The sequence below is a fragment of the Pseudomonas sp. JL3 genome, assembly GCF_031570575.1.
In the GTDB taxonomy this organism is placed as follows: domain Bacteria; phylum Pseudomonadota; class Gammaproteobacteria; order Pseudomonadales; family Pseudomonadaceae; genus Aquipseudomonas; species Aquipseudomonas cucumis.
This window is the reverse complement of sequence record NZ_JAKWJK010000008.1, coordinates 1-18,960: the sequence shown is the minus strand read 5'-3', so window position 1 is coordinate 18,960 and position 18,960 is coordinate 1. Positions and strand designations below refer to the sequence as shown.

Below are 18,960 nucleotides of genomic sequence, written 5' to 3'. Positions count from 1 at the left end.
ATCGCCTTCGCGGGCCCACTTATCCTCACCCATGAAAAAGCCCGCAGCGACGGCGGGCTTTTTCAGCAAGCAACAAACAGGCGCTTAGATAGGCCGGCTGCCGTACTTGTTATCAGGCTTCTTGGGAGGATCGGCGACCACATTGGCCTCCACTTCCTGCACCTTGCCGCCCCGTGCCAGAAACTCTTCCATGGCCTTGGCCAGGGCATCGCGTTCCTTGTTTTTGGCTTCGACGCTCGGCAGCTCATCGACCGATACCGCAGCCTTGGCCTTGCCTTTGGCAGTCGGAACGGGCACATCACCACCGTCGTCTTCAGCGACGTCTTCTGCCGCCGCTTCAAGGCCTTCTTCGGTTTCGTCGTCGCCTACTTCGAGGTCGTCGTTTTCCAGATCATCGTCGCTCATGTTCTACCTCATGACTTGCGAAAAGCAGATTAGTTATAGCCCAGCTTTGCCGTCTGTCGACGGCTGCCGGAAAAAAATCAACCACCGCTGGTAACCAGCGGTTTTATGCCCCTTCACCGTGCACGGTGGCGAGGACTTTACGGGCACCGCCATGATCACGGTGCTCGCCCAGATAAACACCTTGCCAGGTCCCCAACGCCAGTCGGCCTGCCGAGATCGGCAAACTGAGCTGACAGCCAAGTACGCTGGCCTTGAAGTGCGCCGGGAGGTCGTCCAGGCCTTCGTCGTTATGCTCATAGCCGTCTGTTCCTTGTGGGATCAGACGATTGAAAAATCGTTCGAAGTCGCGACGTACCGCCGGATCGGCGTTCTCGTTGATGGTCAACGACGCCGAGGTATGCTGTAACCACAAATGCAACAGACCGACTCGATACGCCTTGAGTTCAGGCAAGCCGGCGAGTAATTCGTCCGTTACCAGATGAAAGCCTCGGGGCCGTGCTCGCAAGGTGATCAGAGTCTGTTGCCACATACTGTTCTCCGCACGTTCGGGGCGCATTCTAGCGCGCTCTGGAAAAAAACAAAGGCCCTAATATTCCTTCAATCGTGTAAGCCATTGGCCGCAGAAAAACGCCCGTCATAAACGCGACTGAACGTGTATGAAAAAACCTTTCAGCCCTTCCTTCACTGACAAATCCCGGACAAAAAAATGCCCGGCAAGCCGGGCAAATTTTTCATGCGCGTGCTTACAAGTTGTAGCCGCGTTCGTTGTGAAGCGCCAGATCGATGCCGACAGCTTCTTCTTCCTCGGTAACACGCAGACCCATGACAGCGTCCAGGACCTTGAGGATGATGAACGTGACGATCGCGGTGTAGATCACCGTGAAGCCCACGCCTTTGCACTGAATCCAGACTTGTGCACCGATGTCGGTGACGGTGCCGAAGCCACCGAGGGCCGGTGCCGCGAACACACCGGTCAGGATCGCGCCGAGGATACCGCCGATACCGTGCACGCCGAAGGCGTCCAGGGAGTCGTCATAACCGAGTTTGCGTTTCAGGGTAGTGGCGCAGAAGAAGCACACCACGCCCGCCGACAGACCGATCACCAAAGCGCCCATCGGACCCACGGTGCCTGCCGCCGGAGTGATTGCAACCAGACCGGCCACAACACCCGAAGCGATACCCAGTGCGCTTGGCTTGCCGTGAGTAATCCACTCGGCAAACATCCAGCCCAGCGCCGCAGCAGCGGTGGCGATCTGGGTGACCAGCATCGCCATGCCGGCAGTGCCGTTGGCGGCGGCAGCGGAACCGGCGTTGAAGCCGAACCAGCCGATCCACAGCATCGCGGCGCCCATCAGGGTGTAGCCGAGGTTGTGCGGGGCCATCGGGGTGGTCGGGAAACCTTTACGCTTGCCCAATACCAGGCAGGCAATCAGACCGGCCACACCGGCATTGATGTGCACCACGGTGCCGCCGGCGAAGTCGAGCACGCCCCAGTCCCACATCAGGCCGCCGTTGCCGGACCAGACCATGTGCGCGATCGGTGCATAAACCAGGGTGAACCAGATGCCCATGAAGACCAGCATGGCGGAGAACTTCATCCGCTCGGCGAAAGCACCGACGATCAACGCTGGGGTAATGATGGCGAAAGTCATCTGGAAGGTGATGAAGACCGCCTCGGGGAATAGCGCCGCGGGACCGGTCAGGCTCGAAGGCGTGACACCGGCGAGGAACGCCTTGCCCATGCCGCCGAAGAACGAGTTGAAGTTGACGACGCCCTGCTCCATGCCGGTGGTGTCGAACGCAATGCTGTAGCCATAAATGACCCACAGAATGCTGATCAAACCGGTAATGGCGAAGCACTGCATCATCACGGAAAGAATGTTTTTCGAGCGAACCATGCCGCCGTAGAACAGCGCGAGGCCGGGAATGGTCATGAACAGCACAAGGGCTGTCGAGGTCATCATCCAGGCGGTATCGCCGGAATTGAGGACTGGGGCCGCCACCTCGTCTGCCGCCATGGCCAGGCCGGGCATTACGAGGGACAACAGGGCTCCTAGCCCTGCGATTTTACGCAGAGTCATATTGTTTTCTCCTGGGGCGTTGGGTTTGTGGCGGCTTAGATTGCGTCGGTATCGGTTTCGCCGGTACGGATGCGAATCGCCTGTTCCAGATTGACCACGAAGATCTTGCCGTCACCGATCTTGCCGGTGTTGGCGGCCTTGGTTATCGCCTCGATAACCCGGTCCAGATCCTTGTCGTCAATGGCGACATCGATCTTCACCTTGGGCAGAAAATCGACCACGTACTCCGCGCCGCGATACAGCTCGGTGTGACCCTTCTGCCGACCGAAGCCTTTGACCTCAGTAACGGTAATGCCCTGCACGCCGATCTCGGACAGCGACTCGCGCACGTCGTCCAGTTTGAACGGCTTGATGATGGCAGTGACTAGCTTCATGAAAACTCTCTCCCGAATTGGTGGACTTGCCCCAGGAAAACAAACCCGACTCAAGTCTAAGCGCAGTGCCTGGCTTTGTAACGCATCGTCGGCCTTACCTGCCCGTCCGACGCCAGCGAACCACTCCGCACGAAACTTCCCCCGTTCCGCTTGGCGCACTGCATTCGTCACAGCGACTGCATCAGTGCATGGGTCACCAGCGACTAAGCAGAAAGCTTGCCATCTATCCAAAACCCATTGATTTCAATACCTTGGCCGCTGCCAAAGCGCCTTTCGACCGATTGGCGCAACCGTTACGCACAACAACAGTGCGCGACTGCCCAATCGACTGCGCGAAAAGCGTGCATCGCAGCTGCCGAGATTGACTATAGACACTGCGTGATACACTGCCCGCCATTGTTGACAGGACATTTCCCATGCTCGCGCCCAAAGACTTCCTCGACGCCCTGAGCGGCACCGCCTCCCGCCTCTTCAGCGGCGACACCCCGCTGCCAAAAAGCGAAATCGAAAGCCAGTTCAAGGCTCTGTTGCAGAGCGGCTTCAGCAAGCTGGACCTGGTGAGCCGGGAAGAGTTTGATAGCCAGATGGTCGTACTGGCACGGACCCGGGCACGGTTGGAGAGCCTTGAGGCGAAAGTGGCGGAGCTGGAAGCGAAGCTCAATCCACCTGCTGACGCCGAGTAACCTGATCGTTCCCACGCTCTGCGTGGGAATGCCGCCAGGGACGCTCCGCGTTCCGCTCCAGATGTGACGCAGAGCGTCACGGGATGCATTCCCACGCAGAGCGTGGGAACGATCATTCAATGTGTTCTGTAGGAACTGCCGAAGGCTGCGATCTTTTGATCTTTAAGCCCTCAAAAATCCCGGCAACGTCCTACAAAGAACACCACCGCCGTCCGATTGCGTCGTAAGGCCCCGGTTCCTAAGCTCACCTTACTGCTGAATGTTCAGCACTGGGTTTGGCGACCTGAAGCTTAAGGTGCACAACGACCATCCGACGGCGGGCTAATTTCCGCCACATCGAGTCATGGCGGCTGTGCGTGGGAGATCTTCGGGTCTGCCGGGTTCCTTTTGCTCCGGTTCGCCAACCCGCGTACAGCTGCCACCCAATTGTTTGGCGACAATTGCCGGCAGCCCCTTAAGCAAAAGGAGCTGTATCAATGAATCGCGATGACGCTTATCTGATCCCCCACATCTTCACCCGCCACAAACTCCACCTCCACGCCCTCCTCCTGGAAAACCAACCCTGGTTCAGCGCCCGCGACCTCGGCCGATTGCTCAGGCTTTTCCTCGACGAACGAGCGTTACGAAAACTCGATCCCGACCAACACCAGTCCGTGCGAATGCTCATCCACGGCACCGTAGAAAACACACTGCTGATCAGCGAATCCGGCGTCTACGCGTTACTGATCTACCACTACTGCCCCGAATACCGAGGCCTGCGCGAATGGCTGACCCACGATGTCGTGCCAGCCCTCAGAGACGCCCAACAACCCACCTCAACAGAGCGCCCGATGCTGAGCCTACTGAATTGGCCGGAGATGTCGTTGAGTTTGCTGCACTGGAATAACCAGCCGTGGATTCGATTGCAGGATGTTCCGCAGATCCTGCCAGATCGAGAACAGCCACAGCATTCGGTCAATGCGCCGTGGTGGAAACGTGCGTCGCGAATACTTCAGGCATTCTGAACGACAAAAAAACCCCACGTTCGTAGCGTGGGGTTCGTTCAGGAGCAGAGGATCAAGCACAGTGCGGAAGACGCTCAACCTGATCCCGGATCGCAGCCCCTCGTTCGATCTCGGCTTTTCGCAAATCGTATGTCGATTGCAGGTTCAGCCAAAACTCGGGAGTCGTGTCCAGGCAGATAGATAGCCTTAGAGCCATATCGGCACTGACACCTCGACGCTGAAGCACGATGTCGTTCACCGTAGGCGTCGAAACGCTCAACGCTCTGGCCAAGGCCGCAGCCGTAAGGCTCAGAGGCTCCAGGTATTCCTCTTTGAGGATCTCGCCAGGATGAACCGGGCGCATACCATTCTTAGTCATTACTCACCTCAGTGATAATCGACGATTTCGACATTCTCTGGCCCGTTAAGACCCCAAACAAAGCAAATTCGCCATTGAGCGTTGATGCGGATGCTGTGCTGACCTTTTCGATCTCCTTCCAGCGCCTCCAATCGATTGCCTGGTGGTGATCGAAGGTCCATCAGCACGGCAGCAGCATCAAGCATCGTCAGCTTTCGTTCCACGACACTCAGAATGGCTGACCACATACGGGTCTTTCCGCTGCGAAACAGGTACTCGGTCTCAGAACACTTAAAGCTAACGATCATAATTTAAAGCTTAACGTTATGCATTAATCTTGAGTGTATAACCTGAATTCACTTATGCAAACGCGGTGTTGCGATTCTTGGCCACCCTTTCAAAACTTTAGGAAAAAGACTACCTGCGCCCTTCAGAAGGCTTTCGAAATCCAGCCGGATCCTACAAAAACAAGCGCCAATTCCCATTGCATCAAAACCGTGTCCACCGCTTAAGCTGATTGACCAAAAAAACAATCTACAAAGCCAAAAGAGGTCGCTATGAAATCTAAAAAACAAAAAGCCAGACAGTTACTCGTCGCTGAACACCATGCTGAGGCACTCCGGTTAGCCAGGAGCGTATCGGTCAATCAACGCCGCTTTTTTGATGTCGCAGCTGCTCAGGGCAAAGAACTTGAACCGAGTGGCTGGCTTGCAGGCACGAGCCTGACGAAGCTCCCGAATTAGCTCACCAAAACTCGCAACATCCTGCGAAAGTTTCCTTCCCTTGCCGCCACGCTAAACCCTCACTCCCCGGCTACCCTTCAAAAACCGCAGGAAGCGGTTCCCTGTCAGCTCAAGGAACGACCATGTCCCTCTCCATCGTCCACAGCCGCGCCCAGGTTGGCGTGGAAGCGCCCGCCGTTACCGTAGAAGTGCATCTGGCCAACGGCTTGCCGTCACTGACGATGGTCGGTTTGCCCGAAGCGGCCGTGAAGGAAAGCAAGGATCGGGTACGCAGCGCGATCATCAATTCAGGCCTGCAATTTCCGGCTCGGCGCATCACTCTGAATCTCGCCCCGGCGGATTTACCGAAGGACGGCGGACGGTTCGATCTGGCGATTGCCTTGGGGATTCTGTCGGCCAGTGTGCAGGTGCCGACGTTGACGCTGGATGACGTGGAGTGCCTGGGAGAGCTGGCGTTGTCGGGCGCTGTGCGGGCGGTTCGGGGTGTGTTGCCGGCGGCGCTGGCAGCGCGCAAGGCCGGGCGCACGCTGGTGGTGCCACGAGCGAATGCCGAGGAGGCCTGCTTGGCGTCGGGGTTGAAAGTGATTGCGGTGGATCATTTGCTGGAGGCGGTCGCGCATTTCAATGGCCACACGCCCATCGAACCCTACGCTTCCAATGGCTTGCTCTACGCCAGCAAACCCTACCCCGATTTGAATGAAGTGCAGGGGCAACTCGCGGCCAAACGCGCCTTGCTGATTGCAGCGGCGGGAGCTCATAACTTGCTGTTCAGCGGACCGCCGGGGACGGGGAAAACGTTATTGGCGAGTCGTCTGCCGGGGCTGCTACCGCCATTGATCGAGAGTGAGGCGTTGGAAGTGGCGGCGATTCAATCGGTCGCCAGTTGCGTGCCGTTGAGTCATTGGCCACAGCGCCCCTTCCGACAGCCACACCACTCCGCTTCAGGACCAGCACTGGTGGGCGGTGGCTCGAAACCACAACCGGGCGAAATCACCCTCGCTCACCATGGTGTGCTGTTCCTCGATGAACTCCCGGAATTTGATCGCAAGGTGTTGGAGGTACTGAGAGAGCCACTGGAATCCGGCCACATCGTGATTTCCCGCGCCAAGGACCGCGTGCGCTTTCCGGCGCGCTTTCAACTGGTCGCCGCGATGAATCCCTGCCCCTGTGGATATCTTGGCGAGCCGAGCGGCCGTTGCACCTGTACACCGGACATGGTTCAGCGCTATCGCAACAAATTGTCCGGGCCCTTGCTGGACCGCATCGACCTGCATTTGACCGTAGCCCGGGAAAGCACGGCACTGAACCCGATCAAAACCGGTGACGACACGGCCAGCGCTTCTGCCCTGGTCGCCCAGGCCAGGGAGCGTCAGCAACAGCGTCAGGGCTGCGCCAACGCCTTTCTCGACCTGCCAGGGCTACGCCAGCATTGCGCGTTATCCAAAGCAGATGAAGGTTGGCTGGAAAGCGCCTGCGAGCGACTAACTCTTTCGCTTCGTGCGGCTCACCGCCTACTGAAAGTCGCCCGTACCCTGGCGGATCTGGAACAAGTAGACGCTATCGGTCGCAGCCACGTAGCCGAAGCACTGCAATATCGGCCATCAGCACCCAGCTAGAGATGCAACAGGTTGGCATCGGATGCACCCATTCGTCCCAGGCGTCTTGCCGCGCGCCTGGTTTTTCGCCCAATGATGACATCAGCCTGGCAATAGCCCGGAGTAACAGGGTTAACGATAGACAGGATGACGGCGGCAGAGCTCCACCACCTGTTCACGCACGTGATGCCCCACCTTCTCGCTGTTGCCGTTTTCCAGGGCGTCCAGTACGTCGCACAACCAGCCCGCCAATTGTTCACATTCGATCACGCCGAAACCACGGGTGGTGATGGCCGGGGTGCCGATGCGCAGCCCGGAGGTCACGAACGGTGAGCGCGGGTCGTTGGGCACCGAGTTCTTGTTAGCGGTGATATAGGCATTGCTCAGGGCCGCATCGGCTTCCTTGCCGGTATAGGGCCTGTCGGACAGGTCGATTAGCATCATGTGGTTATCGGTGCCACCGGAGACGATCTTGTAACCCCGCTCTTGCAGCACGGCCGCCATGGCCCGGGCGTTGATCACCACCTGTGCCTGATAGGTTTTGAACTCGGGCCTCAGTGCTTCCCTGAAAGCGACGGCCTTGGCGGCGATCTGGTGCATCAATGGACCGCCCTGGACACCTGGGAATACCGCAGAATCGAGCTTTTTGTAGAATGCTTCGTCTTGCCCCTTGGACAAAATCAAGCCACCCCGTGGGCCCCGCAGGGTCTTGTGCGTGGTGCTAGTGACCACATGGGCATGCGGCAATGGGTCCGGGTATTCGCCAGCGGCGACCAGACCTGCGACGTGGGCCATGTCGACCCAGAAAATGGCCCCGACCTTGTCGGCAATGGCCCGCATGCGCGCCCAGTCTTTGTACCGAGAGTAGGCAGAAAAACCACCGATTAGCATCTTCGGTCGAGTTTCCAGAGCAATACGCTCCATCTCGTCGTAGTCGAGAAAGCCCGTCTCCGGGTCAAGGCCATAAGGAACGATCTTGTAATGACGGCCCGAGAAGTTTGAAGGATTACCGTGGGTCAGATGGCCACCTTGGGCCAGGTTCATGCCCATCACCGTGTCGCCGGGATTGATCAATGCCAGGAATACCGCGGCGTTCGCCTGGGCACCGGCATGCGGCTGCACGTTGGCGTAGTCGCAGTTGAACAGGGCCTTGACCCGCTCGATGGCCAGGCGCTCGGCCACATCGACATACTCACAGCCGCTGTAGTAGCGCTTGCCTGGATAGCCTTCGGCGTATTTATTGGTGAGCACGGTGCTCTGGATTTTCATCACCAGAGGGCTGGCGTAATTTTCGGAAGCGATCAGTTCGACGTGGTCTTCCTGACGATGTTCTTCGTTATGAATCGCCTCACACAGCTCGGCGTCGAATGCTTTAAGGGTCAGCGTTGAGTCGTACATCGGATTGGCTTCCTGTAGAGCTGGATCAAGATGTTAAGGGGAATGTCAGCGACGACTACTCATCACTTCCCGGATGGGCATCCGCGGTCGGCCAGTAGTAGGCATCCGGCATGGCACGTGCGCCGAAGATGGCCTGACCAACACGCACCACGGTGGCCCCCTCTTCAATGGCGACTTCGAAATCACCGGACATGCCCATGGACAGTTCCTCCAGCCCGACGCCCGCCGGGGCGCGCTGGCGCAAGCGCTCGCGCAGTTCGCGCAGCCGTACAAAGCAAGGGCGGACACGGAGCACGTCGGCCGAAAACAGCGCCAGTGTCATCAACCCACGCACCCGTAACGCCGAGAACGCCGGCAGGGCGGACAAAAAGTCCGCGACGGCTTCGGGCGCCAAGCCGTATTTGCTGGCTTCGCCGGAGGTATTGACCTGAACGAACACATCCAGCTGGCGCCCCTCGATGTGCAGGCGACGATCCAGGGCCTCGGCCACTCGCAGGCTGTCCAGCGCCTGAAACTCACTGGCAAAACGCGCCACCTGCTTGGCCTTATTGGTTTGCAGGTGGCCGATAACCGACCACTGCAAGTCGGCCAGATCGGCCATGGCCTGCGATTTGCGCTGCGCTTCCTGCACTTTGTTCTCACCCAGTAGCCGGCAGCCGGCAGCGTAGGCCAGACGCAGATGAGCTTCGTCAAAGGTTTTACTGACCGGCAGCAGGCGCACACTCGCCGGATCACGTCCAACCCGCTGACAGGCGTTAGCGATCCGCTGCTGCACGGCTGCCAGGTTGCGGCGAAAGTCCTCGACGCTGGTGGCCTGTGGGTAACGGCCATGACGCTCGTGCAGGGTGACGGTTTTTTCCAATTGATCAAACATCAGTGGGTGGCTCCTTTGGTCGTCACAACAACGTCGGCAGCCGGAATGACCATCGTCTCGCGACGCGGTAAGCGGCCATTGAGTAAGGCGTAAGCCGCCAGACCGATCAGCAATCCCCAGAACGCCCCACCAATCCCCAGCAAGGTGATGTTCGCGGCGGACGCCAGAAAGGTGATCAGCGAGGCTTCGCGGGTTTTGACGTCAGCCATGGCGCTGGCCAGGCTCGCGCCGATAGTGCCGAGCAGGGCCAGCCCGGCCAGCGTCGTAATGAAGGTGGCCGGTAACGCCATGAACACTGCAGCGAGGGTCAACCCGAAAATCCCTACGAGGATGTAGAACAGTCCCGCAGCAACCCCGGCGATCCAGCGCTTGGACGGATCCTCCGAGGCTTCTTTGCCGGTGCAGATGGCCGCCGTGATGGCCGCGATATTGAAGGCGTGAGAACCGAAGGGCGCCATTAGCAAGGAGCCCAGCCCTGTGACAGTCAGGATAGGATTAGCGCTGGTGCTGAAGCCATCGTTGCGCAGCACCAGCATGCCCGGCATGTACTGGCCGGTGAGCGTGATCAGGAACAGCGGCAGTGCCACACTGAGCAGTGCATTGATCGAAAACTCAGGCTGGGTGAATACCGGTGCCGCGAATTGCAGCGCCAGCCCCGACAGTTCTACACGGCCCTGCGTCAGAAGAAACGCCAGCCCCAGCACCAGAATGCCCACCACCGCGTAGCGCGCGGTAAAGCGCTTGAGCACAACGTAAGCGGCAATCAGCAACCCGACCAACACTGGGTCAAGACTCATGCCACCAAACGCGCCGATTCCGAACTGCAGCAAGATACCGGCCAGCAGGCCCGCAGCCACACCCGACGGAATCAGGCGGATGAGTTTTTCGAAGCAACCGGACAAACCCAGCAGCACGAAGGCGGCGGCCGAAATAATGTACGCACCCACCGCCTCGGCGTAAGGCGTGGTGGACAGCGCGACGACCAGAAAAGCCGCCGCGGGTGTCGACCAGGCGGTAATGATCGGCTCACGGCTCACCCAACTCAGAAACAGCCCGGTAATGCCCACGCCAATCGACACCGACCATACCCACGACGCCGTCAGCTCTGGGCTGAGCCCGGCCACTTTGGCGGCCTGAAAGACCAGGATGAAAGTGCCGCCATAGTTGACGATGACTGAAATCAGCCCGGCGACAATCGGATGCATAAGGTCCCGTAGACGCAGGGGCGATGGCAATGCTGAAGACGACATGATGGCTTTGCTCCTTGCAAAACGAGGTGCCTGTCCCGGATAAGGGCGGATTTATAACGTTGAAATGGCATGTTTTGCCCCTACACTTTCTCGCAGAAGGCCAGACCACTTACCAGACCGCTTGCTGTGACTGAAAGCGATCCCTGCCTCAGCCCGCGGGCAAAATTCTTCATGAAGTCGCTCAATGCATCGACCGATCACCGAGCGCAAAGGCAGTGACGAGGGGCGGATTCTACGGATAGACTGGCCTGCCTTTGCAGGCCAATTTAATAAGATCAGGCAGACCGCATGGCGAAAACGTTCGAGCTGGAAACGCTGAAAATGCGCCTCAACGATGTTGAGTTTCAGCTGTTGAATCTGCATCAGCGGATTCAGCGCGCACTGCGTGCATTGATCCTCGATGGCGCCCTTGCCCCAGGCTTGAAGCTGCCCGCGACCCGGGTCCTGGCCAAGTCACTCGGGATTGCCCGCGACACCGTTGAAAACGCCTACGTGCAACTGCACCGCGACGGTTTTATCGTGCGGCGCGAGGGGGCTGGCAGTTATGTCTGTGAAACGCTGGGCACCGAATTGCGCGGCGCAGCGCGCCGACGCATCAAGGCGCAGGAAGTCAAAAGCAGTCAGGCGGCACCGGGGGCGGGATTGAGCCAGCGCGGGCGGATGATCTTCGACAGTGGCGGCGTGAACGATCAGCAGGTAATCAAGGCGTTTGCGACCGGGCTGCCGGAAACCCGTACCTTCCCTACCGATGTCTGGGAGCGCCTGCAACGCCAGGTGATGAAGGACTATCGCGCCAACGTGCTGTTGCACGGCGACCCGCAAGGCGCCGAGCCGCTGCGCAAGGCCATCGCCACCTACTTGAACCTCGAGCGCGGGGCCAAATGCTCCCCCGACCAGATCATGGTATTGAGCAGCACTCGCCAGGCTCTTTTTCTGTGTGCGCAGTTGCTGGTGGACGCCGGCAAACCGATCCTGCTGGAAAACCCGGGTTACTATGGCGCCAAGAAAGCCTTTGAAACCGCCGAGACCAACGTTCTTCCCATCGATGTCGATGAACTGGGCATACGCACCGACCTGCTGCACGCCGACCGCAGCGGCGCCAATTGCGTTTATGTCACGCCTTCTCATCAATACCCCACCGGCGCAACCTTGCCACTGGAGCGTCGTCTTGAGTTGATCAACTGGGCAGCGGAGAAAGGCAAATGGGTCATCGAAGATGATTACGACAGCGAGTTTCACTACGACGGGCAACCGACCGCCTGCGTACAGGGTCTGGACAAGTATCAGCGTACGCTCTATATCGGCACCTTCAGCAAGACCCTCTACCCCGGTTTGCGAATGGGTTACATGGTACTGCCCCACGAGCTGATCAAGGCTTTTACCTACGCCCGCAGCATGATTGACGGCCATACACCCCAAATTCTGCAACTGACCCTGGCGCGCTTTATGGAGGACGGCCATTACAACGCCCACGTCCGAGCCATGCGCAAGCTGTATGCCGGACGCCGCTCCATCATGCTCGACACGATCGGTAAGCACTTGGACGGCATCGTTACCGCCTTGCGCCCTCCTGGCGGGCTACAAATTCCCTGCCTGCTGCACGATGGCTGGTCTGAAGAAAAAACCATCCGCCAAGCAGCCAGCGCGGGCGTTCAGCTTTCCGGTCTGAGCCGGTTGTACGCCGGTGAGGAGAAGAAACAAGGCTGGTTATTGGGTTACTCGTCGCTGACCGCTTATGAAATCGAAGCGGCCATGCTGCGCCTGGCCAATGCACTGAAAACCCGGTAGGGCATTTTGGGAGGGCTCGCGCGATTCACGTCACTGCTGACCAAACCTGGCTGGAAACGGCGTGTGAACGGCTGACCTTGTCGCTGAGGTCAGCCCATCGACTGCTCAAAGTGGCGCGCACCCTGGCGGACCTTGAGCAAGTCGATGGAATTACCCGCGAGCACTTGGCCGAGGCACTGCAATACCGGCCGAGCACAAATTAGCAGGCATCACCCCTTGGTGAGATCAACCAACGGCGTCTGCCGCACCTCAGTCTCCCGCCCGCCCTGAATTTCGCTCACCCGCTTCAACGCCTTATCCACAGCAGCCTTATCCGCCAACAAGCTGTAGCTGATCCCGAACTGCTTCTGTTCCTTAGGCCCAATCGTCGGCACCAGGTTCAGTGGCCGCTGATACCGGCGGTTGTAGGAAAAACTCGTCCCCGGCTCCAGCCCCGTGACATAGCCCTGCCCTTGGGTATCGGTGTTTTTCCACAGGGAGAACACGGGCAGTGTTTGAGTATTGAAGCCGACCGAAACACCCAGGCTGCCGGCCTTGTTATGCAGCACGGTCAACGTATCGCCCTTGGCATCGGCATACGGCACCACGTTGTAAACCGTTTCGTCGTAGTCCTTGGTCGGCGCGCGGTAGGTTTGCCAGTCCGGCAGATCGCCTTTGGCCTTGTCGTTGAACGGCGACACCTGTTTCACCGGGGCGGCGAAGCGGGCGCCCTGTTCCAGGAACGGAGTGCTGAAGTTGCTGTGGTACAGCGCCTGGTATTCCTTCGGATAGTCACCGTTGTTGCTCAGGGTGTCGTTGAGGGTGAACACTACGCTGCCGGGTTCGGTGACCAGTTCGGTCGCGACCGAGAAGTCGACTTTCTTGAACGCCTGCTCTTTCAGCTCGCCACGCAGACTGATGGCGTACGGCGGTTTTTCATCGATGTGCAGGGTGACTTTGTTCGCAGGGATGTTGGCGGCGCGACCGTGCAGGGTCAGCAGTTCGCCATTGTCCATGCCGGGGTGGCCGACCCATTCGTAGCCACAGCGGGTGACCAGTTCATTGAATCCTTCCAGCCAGCCCAGGCCACCACGGCCGTTGAGTTCGATGAAGGACGGATTGACCACTTCCTTGACCGGCGAATCCCAGCCCATGCGCACATCGCCTACAGACGCCTGCAGGACGTTCATGCCGCGAGTCGGCACCACCGAGAGTTTCATCGTGCCGTTATCGATGTCGACGATGCTCACGCCTTCCTGCCGACCGCCGTGCAAGGTGCGCAGGGTCACACTGAAGGGTTTGTCGGTTTTTACCCCGAGTTGCTGGCTGGTGATCTGCCAGTTCTGGGCGGCTTTGTCGGTGTCGAGCAGGACGTAGTCCCAGGCCATGGCTTGGGAGGCAGCGGACAGTGCGCTGAGAGCAACGAAGAGTTTGAGCGGGGTCATGGCAGCAGCCTTTATTGGAGTTGTGCCATTTTTATAAACGTGAAGAAACGTTTCAGCAAGCATAAAAACCGAGATAGCGGCGCAAACACCAAAGAAAGACAATCGGATAGTTGATCCACAGGTTTGGGGGGGAAATCGGGAACCGAGTCGATCCTTTCGCGGGCAAGCCCGCTCCCACATGCTCTCTAGCGTTCACAGATACTGTGTTCACCGCAGGTCTAAATGTGGGGCTTGCTCGCGAAAGCGGTTTCAGAGGCGACTCAACGAAACCGGTCAACCTCATGCCGCAAATCCGCCGCGAGCTTCTCCAGCTCTTTGGCAGTCACCGCCAGGTTCGACACCACTTCCCGTTGCTCACTGTTCGCCAGGGCAATGCTTTGCAGATTGCTGCTGAGCAAGGTCGCGGTGCTGCTTTGCTCTTGGGTGGCGGTGGTGATGGCGGCGAATTGCTGACCGGCCGAGCGGCTTTGCTCGTCGATCCGTGCCAGGGCCGAAGCAACGTTGGCGTTGCGCGACAGGCCTTCCTGCATCAACACATTGCCTTGCTCCATGGTGCTGATGGCGTTGCCGGTTTCCTGCTGGATGCTTTGAATCATCCCGGAAATTTCGTCAGTGGCCTGGCGGGTGCGTGAGGCCAGGTTGCGCACCTCATCGGCCACCACCGCAAACCCACGGCCCTGCTCACCGGCGCGGGCGGCTTCGATGGCTGCGTTGAGCGCCAGCAGGTTGGTTTGTTCGGCGATCGCGGTAATCACCCCGACAATGCCGCCGATTTCCTGGGAGCGCTGGCCCAAGGTATTGATCACCGTCGCGGTGCTGTTCAGTGCACCGGCGATTTGCTCCAGGGATGAGGACGCTTCGTCCATCGACGTACGACCGATCTGGGTTTGCTGTGCGTTTTCCTGCGCCAGACGCTGGGTGTTGCTCATGTTATCGGCAATGTTCAGCGAGGTGGCGCTGAACTCTTCCACGGCGCCGGCCATGCTGGTGATTTCGCCGGACTGCTGCTCCATCCCTTCATAGGCGCCACCGGACAAACCGGATAACGCCTGGGCACGGCTGTTGACCTCACCCGAGGCTTTGCGGATGTGCTCGACCATGGTCGACAGGGCCTGGCTCATCTGATTGAAGGCGCGGGCAAGTTGGCCGATTTCGTCATTGCTCGACACGTTCAGGCGAACACTCAAATCACCAGCGCCCAAGGCTTCGGCCTGGCGCACCAAGTCACCCAGTGGCGCCAATTTGCTGCGCAGCAACCAGACCGCCGCCCCCACCGCCAGCAGCATCGCCAGCAGACTGCCGATCGCCAATTGAATGCCGACGCTCCAGGTCACGGCGCGGATTTCGGTTTTCGGCATGCTCGCCACCACCGACCACGGCCCGCCTTCGAACGGTACGGCAACACTGTAAAAGTCTTGCGACTTGTCGTTCCAGAAGTCGCCTTTGCCCGGTGTTTTGGCCAGACCGACGATGCTCGAGACCGCCTGATCCAGTGCCTCCACACCGGCAATAGGCACCAGCCATTTGCCTTGTTCATCCAGCAATGCCAGCGAACCGGTCTGACCGATGCGGAAGCGTTTGAGGTTGGCGAACTGCGCGTTCTGCGCGTCGGTGTAATCGAAACCCACGTACAGCACGGCAATGACCTTACCGCTGCTGTCGCGTACGGGGGTGTACTGCGACATGTAGAAGCGTTCGAAAAGCAAAGCTCGACCCACATAGTTCTGCCCCGCCATCAAACGGGCGTAAGCCGGATTCGCGTGGTCGAGCAGCGTGCCAATGGCACGGCTGCCGTCTTGTTTGGTGACATTCGTGCTGACCCGAATGAACTCTTCACCGCTGCGCACGAACACGGTCGCGACGCCTGCGGTCATTTGCTTGAATTCGTCGACTTCGGCGAAGTTGTTGTTCAACACATCACTGCCCAGGTGCAGGCCCGGAGTCTGCACACCCGCCACAGTCACCGGCTCATCCGGATGCACGCTCAAACCGGCACTGAAGCGCTTCTCGAACAGGCCGGCCAGGCGCTGGGTGCTTTCACGCAAGGTGCCGTGAAAGGTGCTCAGCTGATCGGCAAGCAAGCGGGCCTCACTGGCCAGATGCTCTTCGCGGGTGGCGAGGTTGGCCGAGTCAAGCGAGCGCAGGGCAAATACTGTGCTGCCACTGATGACAATCGCCAGAATCACGGCAAGCGCAAGACCCAGCTGTGAGGCAATCCGAGCACGAGGTTGAGACATGACAGCTCCTGACCCAGTGGCCGGATCATTCTGACCCGTCGCACACTCGGCAAAATTTCTGATTGTGGGGAAAACATGGAACCTGCACGACGGTGCCATCAGCAGATTTTCGGCGGCAAAGCTGAATACTTGAGCAATTAACGGGGATATGGCTCAAGGCCGCCATTGCGGCGGCTCCATCGATTCAGCCCAGGCGTTCGACATCCGGTAATTCCATGGCCCGGACTTCGCCTTGCAGGAAATCGCTCAGGCGACGCAAACGCTCACCGCCGGGGCGGGTTTTCGGCCAGACCAGGTAATAATGCTCACCACTGGCGACGGCCGTCGGCCACGGCAAACTCAGACGTCCCTGCGCAACATCCTCAGCCACCATCAGCAAGTCGCCCATGGACACGCCGTAACCTCGGGCAGCGGCGATCATGCCCAACTCCAACGTGTCGAATACCTGCCCGCCCTTGAGCGAGACTTGATCGGTCAGGCCCATGCGCTCCAGCCAGTTGCGCCAGTCACGACGGTCCGGCGTCGGGTGCAGCAACTCGGTACTGGCCAGGCGCGCAACGTCCCATGGTTGATCCTTCAGAAGATTCGGTGCGCCCACCGGAATCAGCTCTTCGGGGAACAGGAAAGTCGCCTCCCAGTCTGGTGGAAAATTCCCGTTGCTGAGGATGACAGCGCAGTCGAAGGGTTCGTGGTTGAAGTCCACCGTATCGATGTCCATCCAGGCGCTGGTCAATTGCACCTCGTTCCCCGGTCGCAGGTGTCGAAAACGACTGAGCCGCGCCAACAGCCAGCGCATGGTCAGGGTCGACGGGGCTTTCATGCGCAGGATGTCGTCCTCGGCGCGCAAGGTATTGCAGGCCCGCTCAAGGGCGGTGAAGCCTTCACGAATGCCGGGCAGGATCAGCCGCGCCGATTCGGTCAGTTGCAGGTTGCGCCCGCTGCGGTGAAACAGCCGACAGGCGAAATGCTCTTCGAGCGTACGAATGTGCCGGCTGACCGCACTTTGGGTGATCGACAGTTCTTCGGCGGCGCGGGTGAACGAGCTATGTCGCGCCGCCGCTTCGAATGCTCGCAGGGCATACAAGGGAGGAAGACGACGAGACATTGGGAAAGCTCCTATAGCGCGGTTGCCTCAACTTATCAGAAAGTCCCTGGCATGAGTTTTAATCATGCCACCCATCCTTTTTATCCCTTTGTGGAAACCCCGCAGAGCGCCGAGAATCGACGCTTCCTGTTCTCTCTGACAATCGAGCGTGATGATCATGCAGCATCCAGCGCGTATTGAACTCTGGGCCATCCTGCGGCTGGCGGGGCCGTTGATTGCCTCGCAGTTGGCGCACATGCTGATGGTCCTCACCGACACATTGATGATGGCGCGCCTGAGTCCCGAGGCGCTGGCCGGTGGTGGTCTGGGCGCAGCGACGTATTCGTTCGTGTCGATTTTCTGCATCGGCGTGATCGCCGCCGTCGGCACCCTGGTGGCGATCCGTCAGGGCGCGGGCGACATCATCGGCGCCGCGCGACTGACCCAGGCCGGGTTGTGGCTGGCCTGGTTGATGGCACTGGTGGCGGGGTTGCTGCTGTGGAACCTCAAACCGGTGTTGCTGCTGTTCGGACAGACCGCAACCAACGTTCAGGCGGCCGGCCAGTTTCTGTTGATCCTGCCGTTCGCCCTGCCCGGCTACCTGAGCTTCATGGCGCTGCGCGGCTTCACCAGCGCCATCGGCCGGGCGACACCGGTGATGGTCATCAGCCTCGCCGGCACCGTGGCCAACTTCCTGCTCAACTATGCGTTGATCACCGGCATGTTCGGCCTGCCGAAAATGGGTCTGGTGGGCATCGGGCTGGTCACGGCGATCGTTGCCAACCTCATGGCGCTGGCGCTCGCGCTACACATTCGTCGGCATCCGGCTTACGACGCGTATCCATTGCGTCAGGGGCTGTCGCGGCCCAACCGTCAGTACTTGAAGGAATTGTGGCGCCTGGGCCTGCCAATTGGCGGGACCTATGCGGTGGAAGTCGGTCTGTTTGCCTTCGCCGCGCTGTGCATGGGCACCATGGGCAGTACGCAACTGGCGGCGCACCAGATCGCCCTGCAAATCGTCTCGGTGGCGTTCATGATCCCGGCGGGGCTTTCCTACGCGATCACCATGCGCATCGGCCAGCATTACGGCGCCGGGCAATTGCTTGATGCGCGGTTGGCCGGACGGGTCGGGATCGCCTTTGGTGCGGCGGCCATGCTCGGCTTTGCGATGGTCTTCTGGCTGCTGCCGCATCAGTTGATCGGTTTGTTCCTGGACCACAACGACCCGGCGTTTCGCGAAGTCATTAACCTGGCCGTGAGCCTGCTGGCGGTAGCGGCATGGTTCGAGCTGTTCGACGGCACGCAAACCATCGCCATGGGTTGCATCCGCGGGCTCAAGGATGCCAAGACCACGTTCCTGGTGGGTTTGGGTTGCTATTGGCTGATCGGCGCGCCGGCCGCCTGGTGGATGGCTTTCCATTTGAACTGGGGGCCAACGGGGGTCTGGTGGGGCCTGGCACTGGGACTGGCATGTGCGGCGGTGAGCCTGACACTGGCGTTTGAGTGGAAGATGAAGGGGATGATTCGACGGGAGCCGTCGTCTCAAAGTTTCGAGGCTGTTCAGACCGAATGAAATCACCTGTAGGAGCGAGGCTTGCCCGCGAAGGCCTTTGCACGGTGAATCAGGCATACAGTGTGAAGCCGGGCAAGCCTCGCTCCTATGTATGGACTCGCCCCTACTGT

The 18,960-nt window shown here is 59.4% G+C and carries 18 protein-coding genes and 1 pseudogene; 7 read left to right on the top strand and 12 right to left on the bottom strand.

Features of this window, described 5'->3' with window-relative positions:
- Nucleotides 1–84: 84 nt before the first annotated feature.
- The 4 genes from sutA to glnK all read right to left on the bottom strand — a co-directional run bounded on the left by sutA (nucleotide 85) and on the right by glnK (nucleotide 2,860).
- Nucleotides 85–405: a transcriptional regulator SutA gene (gene sutA / locus MMG91_RS15510; protein ID WP_305447390.1), complete on the bottom strand. Its 321-nt coding sequence runs from the start codon at nucleotides 403–405 to the stop codon at nucleotides 85–87.
- A gap of 103 nt (nucleotides 406–508) precedes the next feature.
- Nucleotides 509–934, bottom strand: a complete 426-nt coding sequence (locus tag MMG91_RS15505) for a secondary thiamine-phosphate synthase enzyme YjbQ (protein WP_305447391.1) — start codon at nucleotides 932–934, stop codon at nucleotides 509–511.
- Nucleotides 935–1,148: 214 nt separating this feature from the next.
- Nucleotides 1,149–2,486, bottom strand: a complete 1,338-nt coding sequence (locus MMG91_RS15500) for an ammonium transporter (RefSeq protein WP_310660076.1) — start codon at nucleotides 2,484–2,486, stop codon at nucleotides 1,149–1,151.
- Between the two features lie 35 nt (nucleotides 2,487–2,521).
- Nucleotides 2,522–2,860, bottom strand: coding sequence for a P-II family nitrogen regulator (gene glnK / locus MMG91_RS15495; protein WP_002555808.1), 339 nt, complete (start codon nucleotides 2,858–2,860; stop codon nucleotides 2,522–2,524).
- A gap of 416 nt (nucleotides 2,861–3,276) precedes the next feature.
- On the opposite strand from glnK, the gene MMG91_RS15490 reads away from it, so the two are divergent.
- Both MMG91_RS15490 and MMG91_RS15485 read left to right on the top strand, forming a co-directional pair.
- Nucleotides 3,277–3,543 (top strand): accessory factor UbiK family protein, encoded by a 267-nt coding sequence (locus MMG91_RS15490; protein ID WP_007894783.1) that lies wholly within the window; start codon nucleotides 3,277–3,279, stop codon nucleotides 3,541–3,543.
- 476 nt (nucleotides 3,544–4,019) lie between these two features.
- Nucleotides 4,020–4,547 (top strand): Bro-N domain-containing protein, encoded by a 528-nt coding sequence (locus tag MMG91_RS15485; protein ID WP_310660075.1) that lies wholly within the window; start codon nucleotides 4,020–4,022, stop codon nucleotides 4,545–4,547.
- Nucleotides 4,548–4,599: 52 nt separating this feature from the next.
- Here the strand turns inward: MMG91_RS15485 and MMG91_RS15480 are convergent, their stop codons facing one another.
- Both MMG91_RS15480 and MMG91_RS15475 read right to left on the bottom strand, forming a co-directional pair.
- Nucleotides 4,600–4,905 carry a HigA family addiction module antitoxin gene (locus MMG91_RS15480; protein ID WP_030129123.1) on the bottom strand — a complete coding sequence of 102 codons (306 nt, stop codon included), beginning with the start codon at nucleotides 4,903–4,905 and terminating at the stop codon, nucleotides 4,600–4,602.
- Nucleotides 4,906–4,913: 8 nt separating this feature from the next.
- Nucleotides 4,914–5,192 (bottom strand): type II toxin-antitoxin system RelE/ParE family toxin, encoded by a 279-nt coding sequence (locus MMG91_RS15475; RefSeq protein WP_310660074.1) that lies wholly within the window; start codon nucleotides 5,190–5,192, stop codon nucleotides 4,914–4,916.
- A gap of 249 nt (nucleotides 5,193–5,441) precedes the next feature.
- On the opposite strand from MMG91_RS15475, the gene MMG91_RS15470 reads away from it, so the two are divergent.
- Both MMG91_RS15470 and MMG91_RS15465 read left to right on the top strand, forming a co-directional pair.
- Entirely contained in the window at nucleotides 5,442–5,627 is a 186-nt protein-coding gene (locus MMG91_RS15470; RefSeq protein ID WP_305447395.1) for a hypothetical protein, read from the top strand.
- A gap of 122 nt (nucleotides 5,628–5,749) precedes the next feature.
- Entirely contained in the window at nucleotides 5,750–7,243 is a 1,494-nt protein-coding gene (locus MMG91_RS15465) for a YifB family Mg chelatase-like AAA ATPase (RefSeq protein WP_310660073.1), read from the top strand.
- Nucleotides 7,244–7,354: 111 nt separating this feature from the next.
- Here MMG91_RS15465 and glyA read toward each other — a convergent pair whose 3' ends face one another.
- From glyA to MMG91_RS15450, 3 genes are read right to left on the bottom strand one after another with little or no spacing between them, the layout of a single operon-like run.
- Nucleotides 7,355–8,620, bottom strand: a complete 1,266-nt coding sequence (gene glyA / locus MMG91_RS15460; RefSeq protein WP_305447397.1) for a serine hydroxymethyltransferase — start codon at nucleotides 8,618–8,620, stop codon at nucleotides 7,355–7,357.
- Nucleotides 8,621–8,675: 55 nt separating this feature from the next.
- The gene (locus tag MMG91_RS15455; protein ID WP_305447398.1) at nucleotides 8,676–9,494 is read right to left on the bottom strand and encodes a YggS family pyridoxal phosphate-dependent enzyme; all 819 of its coding nucleotides are present in this window, start codon (nucleotides 9,492–9,494) and stop codon (nucleotides 8,676–8,678) included.
- Nucleotides 9,494–10,744 (bottom strand): benzoate/H(+) symporter BenE family transporter, encoded by a 1,251-nt coding sequence (locus tag MMG91_RS15450; protein WP_305447399.1) that lies wholly within the window; start codon nucleotides 10,742–10,744, stop codon nucleotides 9,494–9,496. Before MMG91_RS15450 ends, MMG91_RS15455 begins: the two co-directional genes overlap by 1 nt.
- Nucleotides 10,745–11,032: 288 nt before the next feature.
- On the opposite strand from MMG91_RS15450, the gene MMG91_RS15445 reads away from it, so the two are divergent.
- Nucleotides 11,033–12,532 carry a PLP-dependent aminotransferase family protein gene (locus MMG91_RS15445; protein WP_310660072.1) on the top strand — a complete coding sequence of 500 codons (1,500 nt, stop codon included), beginning with the start codon at nucleotides 11,033–11,035 and terminating at the stop codon, nucleotides 12,530–12,532.
- Nucleotides 12,533–12,564: 32 nt separating this feature from the next.
- Nucleotides 12,565–12,735, top strand: a pseudogene (locus MMG91_RS15440) (magnesium chelatase); the annotation flags it as partial.
- Between the two features lie 6 nt (nucleotides 12,736–12,741).
- Here the strand turns inward: MMG91_RS15440 and MMG91_RS15435 are convergent.
- The 3 genes from MMG91_RS15435 to MMG91_RS15425 all read right to left on the bottom strand — a co-directional run bounded on the left by MMG91_RS15435 (nucleotide 12,742) and on the right by MMG91_RS15425 (nucleotide 17,298).
- Nucleotides 12,742–13,956 (bottom strand): aldose 1-epimerase family protein, encoded by a 1,215-nt coding sequence (locus MMG91_RS15435; RefSeq protein ID WP_310660071.1) that lies wholly within the window; start codon nucleotides 13,954–13,956, stop codon nucleotides 12,742–12,744.
- A 260-nt stretch (nucleotides 13,957–14,216) separates the two neighbouring features.
- A complete protein-coding gene (locus MMG91_RS15430) occupies nucleotides 14,217–16,193 on the bottom strand; it encodes a methyl-accepting chemotaxis protein (protein ID WP_305447402.1) in 1,977 nt (658 codons plus the stop codon).
- A 184-nt stretch (nucleotides 16,194–16,377) separates the two neighbouring features.
- Complete coding sequence (locus tag MMG91_RS15425; RefSeq protein ID WP_310660070.1) at nucleotides 16,378–17,298, bottom strand: LysR substrate-binding domain-containing protein; 921 nt, start codon at nucleotides 17,296–17,298, stop codon at nucleotides 16,378–16,380.
- Nucleotides 17,299–17,455: 157 nt separating this feature from the next.
- Between MMG91_RS15425 and MMG91_RS15420 the strand changes: the two genes are divergently transcribed.
- Nucleotides 17,456–18,850, top strand: coding sequence for a NorM family multidrug efflux MATE transporter (locus MMG91_RS15420; protein WP_305447404.1), 1,395 nt, complete (start codon nucleotides 17,456–17,458; stop codon nucleotides 18,848–18,850).
- Nucleotides 18,851–18,960 lie beyond the last annotated feature (110 nt).

What these genes read in the sequence shown, in the direction of transcription:
- MMG91_RS15425 (WP_310660070.1), bottom strand. Translation starts at nt 17,298, where the DNA reads ATGTCTCGTCGTCTTCCTCCCTTGTATGCCCTGCGAGCATTCGAAGCG.
- MMG91_RS15445 (WP_310660072.1), top strand. Translation starts at nt 11,033, where the DNA reads ATGGCGAAAACGTTCGAGCTGGAAACGCTGAAAATGCGCCTCAACGAT.
- MMG91_RS15505 (WP_305447391.1), bottom strand. Translation starts at nt 934, where the DNA reads ATGTGGCAACAGACTCTGATCACCTTGCGAGCACGGCCCCGAGGCTTT.
- MMG91_RS15490 (WP_007894783.1), top strand. Translation starts at nt 3,277, where the DNA reads ATGCTCGCGCCCAAAGACTTCCTCGACGCCCTGAGCGGCACCGCCTCC.
- MMG91_RS15485 (WP_310660075.1), top strand. Translation starts at nt 4,020, where the DNA reads ATGAATCGCGATGACGCTTATCTGATCCCCCACATCTTCACCCGCCAC.
- MMG91_RS15475 (WP_310660074.1), bottom strand. Translation starts at nt 5,192, where the DNA reads ATGATCGTTAGCTTTAAGTGTTCTGAGACCGAGTACCTGTTTCGCAGC.
- MMG91_RS15430 (WP_305447402.1), bottom strand. Translation starts at nt 16,193, where the DNA reads ATGTCTCAACCTCGTGCTCGGATTGCCTCACAGCTGGGTCTTGCGCTT.
- MMG91_RS15455 (WP_305447398.1), bottom strand. Translation starts at nt 9,494, where the DNA reads ATGTTTGATCAATTGGAAAAAACCGTCACCCTGCACGAGCGTCATGGC.
- MMG91_RS15470 (WP_305447395.1), top strand. Translation starts at nt 5,442, where the DNA reads ATGAAATCTAAAAAACAAAAAGCCAGACAGTTACTCGTCGCTGAACAC.
- MMG91_RS15450 (WP_305447399.1), bottom strand. Translation starts at nt 10,744, where the DNA reads ATGTCGTCTTCAGCATTGCCATCGCCCCTGCGTCTACGGGACCTTATG.
- MMG91_RS15465 (WP_310660073.1), top strand. Translation starts at nt 5,750, where the DNA reads ATGTCCCTCTCCATCGTCCACAGCCGCGCCCAGGTTGGCGTGGAAGCG.
- glnK (WP_002555808.1), bottom strand. Translation starts at nt 2,860, where the DNA reads ATGAAGCTAGTCACTGCCATCATCAAGCCGTTCAAACTGGACGACGTG.
- MMG91_RS15480 (WP_030129123.1), bottom strand. Translation starts at nt 4,905, where the DNA reads ATGACTAAGAATGGTATGCGCCCGGTTCATCCTGGCGAGATCCTCAAA.
- MMG91_RS15500 (WP_310660076.1), bottom strand. Translation starts at nt 2,486, where the DNA reads ATGACTCTGCGTAAAATCGCAGGGCTAGGAGCCCTGTTGTCCCTCGTA.
- glyA (WP_305447397.1), bottom strand. Translation starts at nt 8,620, where the DNA reads ATGTACGACTCAACGCTGACCCTTAAAGCATTCGACGCCGAGCTGTGT.
- sutA (WP_305447390.1), bottom strand. Translation starts at nt 405, where the DNA reads ATGAGCGACGATGATCTGGAAAACGACGACCTCGAAGTAGGCGACGAC.
- MMG91_RS15435 (WP_310660071.1), bottom strand. Translation starts at nt 13,956, where the DNA reads ATGACCCCGCTCAAACTCTTCGTTGCTCTCAGCGCACTGTCCGCTGCC.
- MMG91_RS15420 (WP_305447404.1), top strand. Translation starts at nt 17,456, where the DNA reads ATGCAGCATCCAGCGCGTATTGAACTCTGGGCCATCCTGCGGCTGGCG.